At 69.7% G+C, this 14,349-nt stretch carries 13 protein-coding genes; 7 read left to right on the top strand and 6 right to left on the bottom strand.

The window, feature by feature from the left end:
* Positions 1-154: 154 nt before the first annotated feature.
* The gene (locus ACIBEC_RS07655) at positions 155-1,132 is read left to right on the top strand and encodes a carbohydrate kinase family protein (protein WP_360492477.1); all 978 of its coding nucleotides are present in this window, start codon (positions 155-157) and stop codon (positions 1,130-1,132) included.
* Here ACIBEC_RS07655 and ACIBEC_RS07650 read toward each other — a convergent pair.
* A complete protein-coding gene (locus ACIBEC_RS07650) occupies positions 1,125-2,522 on the bottom strand; it encodes an aminotransferase class V-fold PLP-dependent enzyme (RefSeq protein WP_360492475.1) in 1,398 nt (465 codons plus the stop codon). The two genes, ACIBEC_RS07655 and ACIBEC_RS07650, sit on opposite strands and share 8 nt — an antisense overlap.
* 369 nt (positions 2,523-2,891) lie before the next feature.
* Between ACIBEC_RS07650 and coxB the strand changes: the two genes are divergently transcribed.
* From coxB to ACIBEC_RS07630, 4 genes are all read left to right on the top strand, one after another.
* Positions 2,892-3,746, top strand: a complete 855-nt coding sequence (gene coxB, locus ACIBEC_RS07645; protein WP_360492472.1) for a cytochrome c oxidase subunit II — start codon at positions 2,892-2,894, stop codon at positions 3,744-3,746.
* Complete coding sequence (gene ctaD / locus ACIBEC_RS07640; protein ID WP_396287785.1) at positions 3,743-5,518, top strand: cytochrome c oxidase subunit I; 1,776 nt, start codon at positions 3,743-3,745, stop codon at positions 5,516-5,518. The genes coxB and ctaD overlap by 4 nt, the downstream gene beginning before the upstream one ends.
* Positions 5,518-5,934 (top strand): cytochrome c oxidase subunit 4, encoded by a 417-nt coding sequence (locus tag ACIBEC_RS07635; RefSeq protein WP_360492469.1) that lies wholly within the window; start codon positions 5,518-5,520, stop codon positions 5,932-5,934. Before ctaD ends, ACIBEC_RS07635 begins: the two co-directional genes overlap by 1 nt.
* A 170-nt stretch (positions 5,935-6,104) precedes the next feature.
* A complete protein-coding gene (locus tag ACIBEC_RS07630; protein ID WP_360492466.1) occupies positions 6,105-7,361 on the top strand; it encodes an Ig-like domain-containing protein in 1,257 nt (418 codons plus the stop codon).
* A 70-nt stretch (positions 7,362-7,431) separates the two neighbouring features.
* Here ACIBEC_RS07630 and ACIBEC_RS07625 read toward each other — a convergent pair whose 3' ends face one another.
* From ACIBEC_RS07625 to ACIBEC_RS07605, 5 genes are all read right to left on the bottom strand, one after another.
* Positions 7,432-7,803, bottom strand: a complete 372-nt coding sequence (locus ACIBEC_RS07625) for a GntR family transcriptional regulator (RefSeq protein WP_360492464.1) — start codon at positions 7,801-7,803, stop codon at positions 7,432-7,434.
* A 119-nt stretch (positions 7,804-7,922) separates the two neighbouring features.
* Positions 7,923-9,581, bottom strand: a complete 1,659-nt coding sequence (locus ACIBEC_RS07620; RefSeq protein WP_360492462.1) for a cytochrome bc complex cytochrome b subunit — start codon at positions 9,579-9,581, stop codon at positions 7,923-7,925.
* Positions 9,578-10,630 carry a Rieske 2Fe-2S domain-containing protein gene (locus ACIBEC_RS07615; RefSeq protein WP_360492459.1) on the bottom strand — a complete coding sequence of 351 codons (1,053 nt, stop codon included), beginning with the start codon at positions 10,628-10,630 and terminating at the stop codon, positions 9,578-9,580. Before ACIBEC_RS07615 ends, ACIBEC_RS07620 begins: the two co-directional genes overlap by 4 nt.
* A gap of 8 nt (positions 10,631-10,638) precedes the next feature.
* Positions 10,639-11,448, bottom strand: a complete 810-nt coding sequence (locus ACIBEC_RS07610) for a c-type cytochrome (protein ID WP_360492457.1) — start codon at positions 11,446-11,448, stop codon at positions 10,639-10,641.
* 188 nt (positions 11,449-11,636) lie between these two features.
* Positions 11,637-12,257, bottom strand: coding sequence for a heme-copper oxidase subunit III (locus tag ACIBEC_RS07605; RefSeq protein ID WP_196949465.1), 621 nt, complete (start codon positions 12,255-12,257; stop codon positions 11,637-11,639).
* Between the two features lie 395 nt (positions 12,258-12,652).
* Here ACIBEC_RS07605 and ACIBEC_RS07600 point away from each other — a divergent pair, with 395 nt between their 5' ends.
* Positions 12,653-13,078 (top strand): hypothetical protein, encoded by a 426-nt coding sequence (locus ACIBEC_RS07600; RefSeq protein ID WP_360492454.1) that lies wholly within the window; start codon positions 12,653-12,655, stop codon positions 13,076-13,078.
* Positions 13,079-13,198: 120 nt separating this feature from the next.
* On the top strand, positions 13,199-14,275 hold the full coding sequence (gene trpD / locus ACIBEC_RS07595) for an anthranilate phosphoribosyltransferase (RefSeq protein ID WP_360492451.1): 1,077 nt from the start codon (positions 13,199-13,201) through the stop codon (positions 14,273-14,275).
* Positions 14,276-14,349: the final 74 nt, after the last annotated feature.

The following is a 14,349-nucleotide window of genomic DNA, read 5'->3' as shown; positions in this document are numbered from 1 at the left end:
AGGTAGTACACGTTCGACGGCGGCGGGTGCCACCATGGCCGTACGGGCGGCAACTTTCGGCACTCTTGCGGGGGCACCTCCCGGGGCCCGGTACCGTGAGTGGGTTCATCCGCGCCTGCCCGCTGGCCCCACAGCCACCCTGAGGAGACCTTCCGTGCGTATCGCCGTCGCCGGCTCGATCGCCACCGACCATCTGATGACGTTTCCCGGTCGGTTCGCCGACCAGCTCGTCGCCGAGCAGTTGCACACCGTGTCGCTGTCCTTCCTGGTCGACACCCTGGACATCCGCCGGGGCGGGGTCGCCCCGAACATCGCCTTCGGCATGGGTGTGCTGGGGCTGCGCCCGATCCTGGTCGGCGCCGCCGGCGCGGACTTCGCCGAGTACCGCAGCTGGCTGGAGCGCAACAACGTGGACTGCGACTCCGTCCACATCTCCGAGACCCGGCACACGGCCCGCTTCATGTGCACCACGGACCAGGACCACAACCAGATCGCCTCGTTCTACACCGGCGCCATGGCCGAGGCCCGCAGCATCGAGCTGAAGCCGATCGCCGACCGCGTCGGCGGCCTGGACCTCGTCCTGATCGGCGCCGACGACCCGCAGGGCATGGTCCGCCACACCCAGGAGTGCCGCACCCGCGGCTACGCCTTCGCTGCCGACCCCTCCCAGCAGCTGGCCCGCCTGGAGGGCGACGACATCCGCGACATCGTGGACGGCGCCGCGTACCTCTTCACCAACGAGTACGAGGCCGCGCTGATCGAGACCAAGACCGGCTGGAACGCCGAGGAGCTGCTCACCCGCGTCGGCACCCGGATCACCACCCTCGGCAGCAAGGGCGTCCGGATCGAGCGCAAGGGCGAGGCGCCGATCCTGGTCGGCTGCGCCAAGGAGGAGGCCAAGCTCGACCCGACCGGCGTCGGCGACGCCTTCCGGGCCGGCTTCCTCGCCGGTCTGTCCTGGGACCTCGACCTGGAGCGCTCCGCCCAGCTCGGCTGCATGCTCGCCACCCTGGTCATCGAGACCGTCGGCACCCAGGAGTACGAGCTGCGCCCGGCCGGCTTCCTGAAGCGCTTCGAGGACACCTACGGCGCCGAGGCGGCCGCCGAGATCCGCGCGCACCTGGTCAAGTAGTGCGCCGCACGACGAGGTAGGCCGAGCCCCGGTCGCCGCCGTACTCGGCGGCCGGGGCCTCGCCCGCGTACTCCTGCCCGCGCATCTCGCACCAGGCCGGGATGTCCAGCCGGGCCGCCTCGTCGTCCGCCAGCACGGCGACCGTGCCGCCCGGCGGCACCTCGCCGATCCGCTTCGCCAGCTCGATCACCGGCAGCGGGCACCGCTTGCCCAGCGCGTCGATCACCAGCAGCGTGCCCGCCGGGGCGGCCTCGGGCGCCGGCAGGTCCAGCCCGAGCGGTCCCCGGACCCCGGCCACCAGCTCCGGCAGCACCGCGAGGAAGCGCTCCACGTCCGCCTCGGCCGTCCCGTACGGCAGCGAGATCCGGACGTTTCCCTCGGTGAGCACCCCCATGGCCGCCAGCACATGGCTGGGCGTCAGTGTGGAGGAGGTGCAGGAGGAGCCGGAGGAGACCGCGAAGCCCGCCCGGTCCAGCTCGGTCAGCAGCACCTCGCCGTCCACGTACAGGCAGGAGAAGGTGACGATGTGCGGCAGCCGCCGCACCGGGTCGCCGACCACCTCGACCTCGGGCACCAGCCGCGGCACCCGGGCCCGGATCCGCTCCACCAGGGCGTGCAGCCGGGCGTTCTCCTGCTCGGCCTCGGCCCGTACGGCGCGCAGCGAGGCGGCCGCGGCCACGATCGCCGGGACGTTGACGTAGCCGGGCACCCGGCCGCCCTCGCGCTCGTCAGCCGGCAGCGGCGAGGCGTACCGGACACCCTTGCGCACCGCCAGCACCCCGACCCCGGGCGGGCCGCCCCACTTGTGCGCGCTCGCGGTCAGCAGCGACCAGCCCGCCGGGACGTCCACCCGCCCGGCGCTCTGCGCCGCGTCGACCAGCAGCGGGACGCCGGCCGCGGCGCACGATTCGGCGACCTCACCGACCGGCTGGACCGTCCCCACCTCGTGGTTGGCGCTCTGCAGCGCGGCCAGCGCGGTGTCCGGGCGCAGCAGCGCGCCGAAGGCCGCCGGGTCGACCCGTCCGCCCCGGTCCACCGGGACGACCGTGACCTCGCCCCCGCCCGCCTCGTGGCGCTCGGCGACGTGCAGCACGCTGGAGTGCTCCACCGCGGAGTGCACCAGGTGGCCGCCGCGCCGCCGGTTCCCGGCCAGGGCGCCGAGCAGGCCGAGTTGGACGGCCTGCGTCCCGCTCGCGGTGAAGGCGATCTCGTCGGCCCGCGCGCCCAGCACTGCGGCGACCGTCTCGCGGGCGGCGTCCAGCAGCATCCGGGCCTGCCGGCCGGAGCGGTACAGCCGGGCCGGATCGGCCCAGCCCTCGTCGAGGGCGGCGGTCAGCGCCTGTCGCGCGACGGGGTGCAGAGGGGCCGTCGAGGCCGCGTCGAAGTACACGGTCACATTTAACGACACACCCGGAGCCCTTTCCGGTCCGATCGCACGGCTCACCCACCGTCAGTCGATCACCCCGAATGTCCGCTTCGTCCGCGTCCGACGGGTCGTCATGGACGTTGCCCGAGGTCATCCCCCGATCGGGCGTACGGAGCTCTAATGCCTACGATGACCTGCGACGCAGCCCCTTCCGGGCCTGATCGGGCGACCGGGCGGCGCGTTACCGGGGGCTGCCCGTCAGGAGCGCATAAGGCTGGAGTAGGGTTTGGCCCGCATAAGCATTCAAACCGTGCCCGTGGTCGGGTCGCCGGGGAGGCTCACAATCCTCCTCGGGGCGACGCGAAGGCGGGCGAGACTTCGGGAAGGCGCTACGTGAGTCCCAACGGCTCCGACCGCTCGCCGCGGCGCACGATGCGGCGGAAGCTGCCTCAGGCGCTGGCACTGGGCCTCGTCATCGCGACCGCCACCGGCTGCTCGGCCAACGACCTCCCCAGGCTTGGCCTCCCGAGCCCCGTCACCACGGAAGGGCCGTTGGTCCTCCGGATGTGGCAGGGGTCCTGGATCGCGGCGCTGGTGGTCGGCGTACTGATGTGGGGTCTGATCATCTGGAGCGTGATCTTCCACCGGCGCAAGCGCACCGGTGTGGAGGTCCCTCCGCAGACCCGGTACAACGTGCCCATCGAGGCGCTCTACACCGCGGTCCCCATCATCATCGTCTCGGTGCTCTTCTACTTCGTCGCCCGCGACGAGAACAAGCTGACGCACGTCTCCGAGAAGCCGCAGCACTACGTCAACGTGGTCGGCTTCCAGTGGAGCTGGGCGTTCAACTACGAGAACACCGAGACTCCCGACCCGGCCAACAAGGACGCCGCGTACGACATCGGTACGCCCAGTGATTTTCCGACGCTCTGGCTGCCGGTCAACGAGACGGTGCAGTTCCGTCTTACCTCGCGTGACGTCATCCACGACTTCTGGCCCGTCAACTTCATGATGAAGATGGACGTCGTGCCGGGCGTGGTGAACAAGTTCGAGGTCACCCCGACCGTCAAGGGCGAGTACAAGGGCAAGTGTGCCGAGCTCTGTGGCACCGACCACTCGCGCATGCTGTTCAACGTCAAGGTCGTCGACCGCGCCGACTACGACAAGCACCTGGCCGAGCTTCGCGCCAAGGGCCAGAACGGCTCGGTGCCCTCCGGCCTCATCGGCATGGGAAGTGAAGAGAAGTGACCATCCTCAACGAGCCCGCCGCGGCCGGCGGGGGCGCCGGTGCCGTCACGGTCGGGGCGCAGCGGACCCGGAAGCCGGGTTCGACCATCATCAAGTGGCTGACCACCACTGACCACAAGACGATCGGCACCCTGTACCTGGGCACGTCGTTCGCCTTCTTCCTGATCGGTGGCATCCTCGCCCTGGTCATGCGCGCCGAGCTGGCTCGTCCCGGGACCCAGATCCTGTCGAACGAGCAGTTCAACCAGGCGTTCACGATGCACGGCACGATCATGCTGCTGATGTTCGCGACGCCGCTGTTCGCGGGCTTCGCGAACTGGATCATGCCGCTGCAGATCGGCGCGCCGGACGTGGCGTTCCCGCGTCTGAACATGTTCGCGTACTGGCTGTACCTCTTCGGTTCGACCATCGCGGTGTCCGGCTTCCTGACGCCGAACGGTGCCGCCAACTTCGGTTGGTTCGCCTACTCCCCGCTGTCGGACGCGGTGCACTCGCCCGGCGTCGGCGGCGACATGTGGATCATGGGTCTGGCCTTCTCCGGCTTCGGCACGATCCTCGGTGCGGTCAACTTCATCACCACGATCATCTGCATGCGCGCCCCGGGCATGACGATGTTCCGGATGTCGATCTTCGTCTGGAACGTCCTGCTGACCTCGGTGCTGGTCCTGCTGGCCTTCCCGGTCCTGGCCGCCGCGCTGTTCGCCCTGGAGGCCGACCGGAAGTTCGGTGCCCACGTCTTCGACCCCGCCAACGGCGGGGCGATGCTGTGGCAGCACCTGTTCTGGTTCTTCGGCCACCCCGAGGTGTACATCATCGCGCTGCCGTTCTTCGGCATCGTGTCCGAGATCATCCCGGTCTTCAGCCGCAAGCCGATGTTCGGCTACTCCGGTCTGATCGCGGCCACCATCGCGATCGCCGGTCTGTCCGTGACGGTGTGGGCGCACCACATGTACGTCACCGGGCAGGTCCTGCTGCCGTTCTTCTCCTTCATGACCTTCCTGATCGCGGTCCCGACCGGTGTGAAGTTCTTCAACTGGGTCGGCACCATGTGGAAGGGCTCACTGAGCTTCGAGACCCCGATGCTCTGGACGGTCGGCTTCCTGGTCACCTTCCTCTTCGGCGGTCTGACCGGTGTCCTGCTGGCCTCCCCGCCGATCGACTTCCACGTCTCGGACTCGTACTTCGTCGTCGCCCACTTCCACTACGTGGTCTTCGGCACCGTCGTGTTCGCGATGTTCGCCGGCTTCCACTTCTGGTGGCCGAAGATGACCGGCAAGATGCTGGACGAGCGGCTCGGCCGGATCACCTTCTGGACGCTGTTCATCGGCTTCCACACGACGTTCCTGGTGCAGCACTGGCTCGGCGCGGAGGGCATGCCCCGCCGCTACGCCGACTACCTGGCGTCGGACGGCTTCACCACCCTGAACACCGTCTCGACCATCGGCTCCTTCGTGCTCGGCCTGTCGATCCTGCCGTTCCTCTACAACGTCTGGAAGACCGCCAAGTACGGCGAGAAGGTCACCGTGGACGACCCGTGGGGCTTCGGCCGCTCCCTCGAGTGGGCGACCTCCTGCCCGCCGCCGCGGCACAACTTCCTCACCCTGCCCCGGATCCGCTCCGAATCCCCGGCCTTCGACCTCCACCACCCGGAGATCGCCGCGCTGGACTACCTGGAGAACCACGGTGAGCCGGCCAAGCACCTCGCCGGTGTGACCCCGGCGAAGTACGACGCCCCGAAGCTGGGCAAGGGCAAGCAGGAGGGTGACGCCTGATGAAGGAACAGGGAAAGATCTTCCTGGGCCTGTCGGTCTTCGTGCTGGCCATGGCCATCACCTACGGCCTGTGGACCAACAACTCGGGCCCGGGCCTGGAGGCCGCGGGTACCACCGCGCTCTTCCTCGCCTTCGCCCTCTGTGCCTTCATCGGGTACTACCTCGCATTCACCGCCCGCCGGGTGGACAGCGGCGCGGGTGACAACCCCGAGGCCGAGGTCACGGACGACGCCGGTGAGGTGGGCTTCTTCGCCCCGACCAGCTGGCAGCCGCTGTCGCTGGCGCTCGGTGGCGCGCTCGCCTTCATGGGCGTGATCTTCGGCTGGTGGCTGATGTTCTGGGCCGCCCCGATCATCGCGATCGGCATCTTCGGATGGGTCTTCGAGTTCTACCGGGGCGAGAACCAGAACCAGTAGGGTTCCGCATCCGACACCAGGGCCGGTCCCCCCCGCACGGGGGGACCGGCCCTGCTGCGTCTCCGGGGTGACGGTCTCACTCTCCCGGGTCAACGGAGGGTCCCTCGGATGTCGCTCTGCCGGTAGGCGTTCCTACGATCTGATCAATCGTGCGAACCCCGGAGGCGGTCATGCCCGACAGGTGCGGAATCGCAGCTATAGGCAGCATCTCGCTGACCCTCGTAGTACTGGCCCCGCTGGCCGCCTGCTCGTCCGGCGACGACGAGTCCGCCGGGCCGCACCGGATCGACGCGGCCCCGCTGGTCCACCTCTCGGCGGACGGCAAGGTCGACCCGGCCCAGCCGGTCACCGTGACGGCCGTGCAGGGCAGCCGGCTCACCGACGTCACCGTGGTGGGCCCGGACGGCCGGGTGGTCGCGGGCGAACTCGCCGCCGACCAGCGCAGCTGGCGGACCACCGGCCGGCTGAAGGCCGCCACCACGTACTCCGTCCGCATCGCCGCCGACGACGGCAAGGGCGGCCGCGGCGACACCACCGAAGACTTCAGCACCCTCGCCGCCCAGCGCCTGCTCACCGCCAAGCTCGGCCCGGACTCCTCCGGCAGCGGCGTCTACGGGGTCGGCCAGCCGCTCACCGTGCAGCTCTCCGAGGCGGTGAAGGACCCGCAGGCCCGCCGGGAGGTCGAGCAGGCCCTGACCGTCACCTCCCAGCCCGCCGTCACCGGCGCCTGGTACTGGGTGGACGACAAGAACCTGCACTTCCGCCCGGAGGAGTACTGGCCGGCCGGGACGGCCGTCACGCTGGCCTTCGACGACACCGGCAGCCGGATCGCGGACGGCCTCTACGGCGGCGACCGCAGCTCGCTGAAGCTGCGGATAGGCGAGCGGGTCGAGTCGGTGGTCGACGCGGCCGCCCACGAGCTCACCCTGAAGCGTGGCGGCGAGGTCGTGCGGACCATCCCGGTCACCACCGGAAAGCCCGGCTTCGACACCCGCAACGGCATCAAGGTGGTGCTCGGCCAGGAGCGTTCCGTCCGGATGAGCGGCGAGACCATCGGCATAGCCGCCGGCAGCTCGGAGTCGTACAACCTCGACGTGCAGTGGGCCACCCGGGTGACCTGGAGCGGCGAGTACGTCCACGCGGCGCCCTGGTCGGTCGGCTCGCAGGGCGTGGAGAACGTCAGCCACGGCTGTACCGGCATGAGCACCGAGAACGCCAAGTGGTTCTACGAGAACACCCGGGTGGGGGACCTGGTGACGGTGGTGAACAGCCGCGGCGCCGGGATGGAGGCGTTCGGCAACGGCTTCGGGGACTGGAACGTCACCTGGACGGACTGGGTCAAGCACAGCGCCGTCGGACAGCCCCTCAGCACCACCGCACCGGCCGGCCAGGCCCCGGCCGCGGGGATGATCCGCCCGGAGGTCTGAGGGCCCGCGAAGCCCCCGCCGGGCCCCGCTGCCAGGCCCCACTGCCGAGCCTTGCTGCCGGATCCCGTTGCTAGGCCTCGGGGTAGGCCAGCCCCAGCGCGGTGACCACCGCGGCCAGGGCGTCCGCGTGGGAGAGCCCGAGGCGGTCCGCGCGCTCGGCGTACTCGGTGGCGGCCGCGGCGGCCAGCCGGTGCGCGGTGTCCCCGGCGGCGGCGATCAGCGTGCCGCGCCGGCCGTGGGTCTCCACGATGCCGTCCGCCTCCAGCTCCCGGTAGGCCCGGGCGACGGTGCCGGCGGCCAGCCCCAGTTCCTCGGCCAGGGCCCGTACGGTGGGCAGCTTCAGCCCGGTCGGCAGGTCCCCGGTACGGGCCAGCTCCGCGATCTGGGCGCGGATCTGCTCGTACGGGGGAGTGGCGGACGCGGAGTCGACGGACAGCTGCACGGGAAGCTCCTGAGGGCGAGGGCGACGGCGGGTACGGAACCGGAGGATACGGAAAAGCCCGAGGGCCGCCGACCAGATGAACTCTGGTCAGCGGCCCTCGGGGTGACGCGGGTACGGGATCAGTGGTGGCCGTGGCCGCTGGTGATCTCGTGGTGCTCCTCGGCGGTCGGCTTGGGGATCTGGCTGCCCTCGCCGTAGAAGCCGCGGGACAGCTTGGCCCGGGTGCGGGTGACGACGCCGGCCTTGCGGGCCACGCCGTTCTCGTCCGTCTGGGCCGGCAGCTGGACCGGCTGGATCTGCTCGTGCGCGGTGAGCTTGTGCAGGTCCTTCTGCGGCAGCTGGGCGTGCACCTCGATGAACTCGCCGTGCGGCAGGCGCTTGATGACACCCGTCTCGCGGCCGTGCAGCACCTTCTCCTTGTCACGGCGCTGGAGGCCGAGGCACCAGCGCTTGGTGATGATGAAGACGATCACCGGGACCGCGAAGAAGCCGACGCGGACGAAGTAGGTGATCGCGTTGAGCGACAGGTGCAGGTGGGTGGCGAACAGGTCGTTGCCACCACCGATCAGCAGCACCAGGTACAGGCTGATCCAGGCGGCACCCAGGGCGGTGCGGACCGGGGCGTTGCGCGGACGGTCCAGGATGTGGTGCTCGCGCTTGTCGCCGGTGATCCAGCCCTCGATGAACGGGTAGACCGCGATCGCGACCAGGACCAGCGGGAAGATCATCAGCGGGACGAACACACCCAGGTTCAGGGTGTGGCCCCACAGGCTGATCTCCCAGCCCGGCATGACACGGATCAGGCCCTCGGAGAAGCCCATGTACCAGTCCGGCTGGGCGTCGGTGGACACCTGGTCGGGACGGTACGGTCCGTACGCCCAGATCGGGTTGATCGAGGCGATCGCCGACATGGCGGCGATGATGCCGAACACCAGGAAGAAGAAGCCACCGGCCTTGGCCATGTAGACCGGCATCAGCGGCATGCCGACGACGTTCTTCTCGGTCTTGCCCGGGCCCGCCCACTGGGTGTGCTTGTGGTAGAAGACCAGGATCAGGTGCGCCACCAGCAGGCCGAGCATGATGCCCGGGATCAGCAGCACGTGGATCGTGAAGAACCGCGGGATGATGTCGGTGCCGGGGAACTCGCCCCCGTAGAGGAACATCTGGACGTAGGTGCCCACCAGCGGGACGGCGAGGATCGCGCCTTCCATGAAGCGGATACCGGTACCCGACAGCAGGTCGTCCGGCAGCGAATAGCCGAAGAAGCCGTCGAACATGCCCAGGACCAGCAGCAGGAAGCCGAAGACCCAGTTGATCTCACGCGGCTTGCGGAACGCGCCGGTGAAGAACACGCGCATCATGTGCACGAGCATCGCGGCCACGAAGACCAGGGCGGCCCAGTGGTGGATCTGACGGATCAGCAGACCGCCGCGGACCTCGAAGCTGATGTTCATCGTCGAGGCGTACGCCTCGGACATCCCGATGCCCTTGAGCGGCACGTACGAGCCGTTGTAGACGACCTCGGCCATCGACGGCTTGAAGAACAGCGTCAGGTAGACGCCGGTCAGGATGATGATGACGAACGTGTAGAGGCAGATCTCGCCCAGCATGAAGGACCAGTGGTCCGGGAAGATCTTCCGCAGGTTGGCCTTGGCGAGGGAGTAGATCCCCAGCCGGCCGTCCGTCCAGTCAGCTGCGGCTTCCCACTTGTTGGTGGGCTTGGCACGCGTGCTGGAAGGCTTGGCGGCACCGGTGGTGGTGCTGCTCGCGCTACTCATCGAGCACGCTCCCAGAAGCTCGGGCCGACAGGCTCCGCGAAGTCGCCGGTGGCGACCAGGTTGCCCTTGTCGTCAGTGGTGATCTTCAGCTGCGGCAGGGGGTGACCGGCCGGGCCGAAGATGACGCGCGCGCCGTCCGCCAGGTCGAAGGTCGACTGGTGGCAGGGGCAGAGCGCGTGGTGGGTCTGCTGCTCGTACAGGCTGATCGGGCAGCCGACGTGGGTGCAGATCTTGGAGTAGGCGAGGATGCCCTCGAAACCCAGCTCCCTGGACTTGTCGTCCTTGATGTCGTCCGGCGCGATGCGCACCAGCATCAGGGCGTCCTTGGCGATCCGCTGCTGGAAGTCCTCGTCGTGCGTGGACAGGCCCTCCGGCATGGCGAAGGTCAGCGAACCGATGGCGATGTCCTCGGGCTTCATCTGCTGCAGGGTGTTCATGTTGACGAGCGGCAGCGGCTTGGCCGGGGTCGCCTCCTTCCAGCCGGTCTCCTGGAGCTTCTTCTCCGGGAGCGGGCCGAGGTCGCGGAGCAGGACCACGCCGGAGAGCGGGACCAGCGCCATCGAACCGATGAGGGTGTTGCGGATCATCTTGCGGCGGCCGAAGCCGGACTCGGCGGCACCGGTCTTGAACTGGTCGATGACGTCCGCGCGGACCTCGTCGGAGGCCTCGATCGGGTGACGCTCGGCCGGCAGCTCGACGTCCGACATCAGGGTGCGGGCCCAGTGGACCGCGCCCGCGCCGATCATGAAGAGGGCGACGCCCAGGGTCAGGCCCAGCGCGAAGTTCATCGCGCTGACCTTGCCCAGCGGGAAGATGTAGACGATCTTGTCCGGGTCGATGGCCACGTACGAGGCGATGAAGCCGACGGTGGCGAGCATCGAGATCACGAACATCAGCGACACCTGGCGCTCGGCCCGCTGCGCGGCCCGCTCGTCGATGTCGGTGCGACGGGGCTCGTGGGCCGGCAGGCCCGGGTCGGCGAAGGGGTTGCCGTGGTCGGCGACCTCGCCGGCGGAGCCGTGCGACTCCGGGAGCTTCTCTTCTGACATGTCGTGGCTCATGACTTCTTGGCCTTGGTGGTGTGGGCGGCGACCCAGATCGCGACCGCGATGAGCGTGCCAAGACCGAAGATCCAGCCGAACAGGCCCTCGGTCACCGGACCGAGGCTGCCGAGCGTGAGACCGCCGGGGTTGGGCTCTTCGCTGGTGGTGTGGCGGACGAAGGCCACGATCTGCTTCTTCTGCTCCTCGGGCATGGTGGTGTCCGGGAACGACGGCATCTGCTGCGGGCCGGTCTGCATGGCCTCGTAGATGTGCTTGGCGTCCACGCCCTCCAGCGACGGGGCGTACTTGCCCTTGGTCAGGGCACCACCCTGGCCGGCGAAGTTGTGGCACTGGGCGCAGTTGGTGCGGAACAGCTCGCCACCCTTGGAGATGTCCTCCGGGTTGGTCGAGGTGTACTGCTCCTCCTTCGGGGTCACCGGGCCGGGACCGAGGGAGGCCACGAAGGCGGCGAGCTGGTCGATCTCGGCCTGCGTGTAGATGTTCTTCTTGCGCGGCACCTGGGCGCCGGGCTGCTGGGCCGGCATGCGGCCGGTACCGACCTGGAAGTCGACGGAGGCGGAGCCGACGCCGACCAGGCTGGGACCGTCACTGCCGCCCTGGCCGTTCAGGCCGTGACAGGAGGAGCAACCGACGGCGAAGAGCTTCTTGCCCTCATCGATCGCGAGCGACTGCGCGGCGACGTCGGCCTGCGCCTTGTCGGCGGGAGCGAACGCGGCGTACAGCCCCCCGGTTGCCGCCAGGGCGAGAAGTAGGACGACCAGCGCCGCCAATGGGTGGCGCCGTCGTGCGGAGAGCTTTTTCACGGAATAACCCCGGTGTCAGGATCTGGTCGACTGGTGGGTGCACCCGGCGGCCGGTCTGGCCGGCACGAGGCTGCCTGTCTAAGGGCTGCGCGCGCGGTCGGTCGGTGGGAGCGTCGGCACCGGCAGAAGCGGCCCGTCGCCGGTGAGGGCGGGGGCCGCAGCCGGTGGCCAGCGACCTGATCAGCTGGTTACTTGATCAGGTAGATGGTCGCGAACAGGCCGATCCACACGACGTCGACGAAGTGCCAGTAGTACGACACGACGATCGCGGCGGTGGCCTGCTCGTGCGTGAAGCGCTTGGCTGCGTACGTCCGTCCCAGGACCAGCAGGAAGGCGATCAGACCACCCGTCACGTGCAGGCCGTGGAAGCCGGTGGTCAGGTAGAACACCGTGCCGTACGGGTCGGAGGACAGCGACAGGCCGTCCTTCTTGACCAGCTCGGTGTACTCGAAGACCTGGCCGCCGATGAAGACCGCGCCCATCATGAACGTGATGATGAACCACATGCGGAGCTTCTTCACGTCACCGCGCTCGGCGGCGAACACGCCGAGCTGGCAGGTGAGCGAGGAGAGCACCAGGACGGTGGTGTTGACCGAGGAGAACGGCACGTTGAGGGCGTGAGCCTTCTCGGTCCAGAACTCGGCTCCCTTGACGGAGCGGAGCGTGAAGTACATCGCGAAGAGGGCCGCGAAGAACATCAACTCGGAACTGAGCCAGACGATCGTTCCGACGCTGACCATGTTCGGCCGGTTGACCGATCCGTGCGCGTGCCCGGTTTCTACTGCTGTTGCTGTCGCCACGACGGACATTATGTCGGTCCCTTATTCCGTCTTCACGCCGGGGGGTGTCCCTCGGAGTGTCCGGTGCGTGCGGTATGCCCGCTTGGGGGGCGACGGGGTGCCCGGATGGGGGCTGAGCAGCGGCGTGTCCCTTTTCTGACGGTTCCTCGGAGCAGCCTACGACCCCGTTGCCCGGCGCGTCGCCGCACGGCCGGAGTAGCCGCGGGAGGTAGGGGGAGAGGCCGGGGTCGGCCGTACGGGTGGACTGGGCGGGCCCGGGTGACGGGCCGTCCTCCAGGCGGGTGAGCCCAGGGCGCGGCGCCTTGAGCAGGAACGTGCGCGAGGGGCCCTCGGCGGAGGGTGATCGGGAGTAGCATCCGGATCAGGCGAACGTGGTCCGGATCACACTTGAGGGAGCAGGGTCCATGGCGTACACGACCGATGAGACGCTCACCGTCCTCGTCTACAGCGACGATCGCAACACCCGCGAGCAGGTGCTGACGGCGCTCGGCCGCCGGCCTGCCGAGGATCTTCCCGAGCTGTCCTACCTGGAGTGCGCGACCACCCCCGCGGTGCTCAAGGCACTGGAGAAGGGTGGCGTGGACCTCTGCGTGCTGGACGGCGAGGCGGTCCCGGCCGGCGGGCTGGGGCTCGGGCGCCAGTTGAAGGACGAGATCTACGGCTGCCCGCCGGTGCTGGTGCTGATCGGCCGGCCGCAGGACTCCTGGCTCGCCGCCTGGAGCCGGGCCGATGCCGCGATCTCCCGACCGGTGGACCCGGTGGCGCTGGCCGAGGCGGTCGCCACCCTGCTGCGGGCACGGCTGGCGAAGCGGGCTCCGGCCGGCCGCTGAGCGGCGGTGTCTCAGTACTAGAGAAGACAGGGCCGTAGGCGCCCCGCCGCTGGATAGGCTGGCTCCCAACCGTACGGACGTCCCCCGGAGCGGGGGAACCGACAACAGCTGGAGTCAGCCATGGTGAACGTGAACCCTGCGAACGGCGGTAGCGACCCCGCGCAGGTGGTCCGCTCCTGGCCGGACATCCTGGCGGCGCTGTTGCGGGGGGAGGACCTCGACCGCTCGGCCACCGCGTGGGCCATGGACCGGATCATGAGCGGCGAGGCGTCCCCCGCCCAGGTGGCCGGCTTCATGATCGCGCTGCGGGCCAAGGGCGAGACGGTCGACGAGGTCACCGGTCTGGTGGACGCGATGTACGCGCACGCCGAACCGCTGGAGATCCCCGGCCCGGCGGTGGACATCGTCGGCACCGGCGGCGACCGGGCGAAGACCGTCAACATCTCCACGATGTCGGCGATCGTCGCGGCGGCCGCCGGCGCCAAGGTGGTCAAGCACGGCAACCGGGCCGCCTCCTCGTCCACCGGGTCCTCGGACGTGCTGGCGAAGCTCGGCGTGGCGCTGGACCTCTCCGCCCGGCGGGTCGCCCAGGTCGCCGAGGAGGTCGGACTCACCTTCTGCTTCGCGGCGAAGTTCCACCCCTCGATGCGGCACGCCGCCACCGCCCGGCGCGACCTCGGGGTGCCGACGGCCTTCAACATCCTCGGCCCGCTGACCAACCCGGCCAAGGTCACCTCCCACGCCATCGGCTGCTTCGACACGCGGCTGGCCGGGCTCATCGCCGGCGTGCTCGCCCGGCGCGGCTCGACGGCGCTGGTCTTCCGCGGCGACGACGGGCTGGACGAGCTGACCATCACCACCACCTCGCGGGTGTGGGTGGTGCGCGACGGGGTGGTCACCGAGACCTCCTTCGACCCGCGGGAGGTCGGCATCGAACTGGTCGGCATCGAGACGCTGCGCGGCGGGGACCCCGCCTACAACGCCGAGGTCGCGCGCCGGCTGCTGGCGGGCGAGCGCGGGCCGGTGCGGGACGCCGTCCTGCTGAACACGGCGGCGGCGCTGGTCGCGCTCGACCTGGGCGACGCGCCGCTGGTGGAGCAGCTCGCGGCGGGCATGGCGCGGGCGGCGGAGGCCATCGACTCGGGCGCCGCGCAGGACCTGCTGCGGCGCTGGTCGGAGGCCACCAGCCGGAGCTGAAGCGGTAGTTGGGAGCCCGTGCCGGTACGCCGGCGCGGGCTCCCCGGCTGTCCGGATGGTGGATGCCCGTTTGA

Source organism: Kitasatospora sp. NPDC051164, assembly GCF_044455625.1.
Lineage (GTDB): Bacteria > Actinomycetota > Actinomycetes > Streptomycetales > Streptomycetaceae > Kitasatospora.
This window is presented reverse-complemented; position numbering and strand designations above follow the sequence as displayed.

Bases quoted from the DNA above. Each gene is read 5' to 3' on its own strand.
- ACIBEC_RS07635 (WP_360492469.1), top strand. From the start codon at position 5,518: ATGAAGGAACAGGGAAAGATCTTCCTGGGCCTGTCGGTCTTCGTGCTG.
- ACIBEC_RS07615 (WP_360492459.1), bottom strand. From the start codon at position 10,630: ATGTCAGAAGAGAAGCTCCCGGAGTCGCACGGCTCCGCCGGCGAGGTC.
- ACIBEC_RS07600 (WP_360492454.1), top strand. From the start codon at position 12,653: ATGGCGTACACGACCGATGAGACGCTCACCGTCCTCGTCTACAGCGAC.
- ACIBEC_RS07620 (WP_360492462.1), bottom strand. From the start codon at position 9,581: ATGAGTAGCGCGAGCAGCACCACCACCGGTGCCGCCAAGCCTTCCAGC.
- ACIBEC_RS07605 (WP_196949465.1), bottom strand. From the start codon at position 12,257: ATGTCCGTCGTGGCGACAGCAACAGCAGTAGAAACCGGGCACGCGCAC.
- trpD (WP_360492451.1), top strand. From the start codon at position 13,199: ATGGTGAACGTGAACCCTGCGAACGGCGGTAGCGACCCCGCGCAGGTG.
- ACIBEC_RS07630 (WP_360492466.1), top strand. From the start codon at position 6,105: ATGCCCGACAGGTGCGGAATCGCAGCTATAGGCAGCATCTCGCTGACC.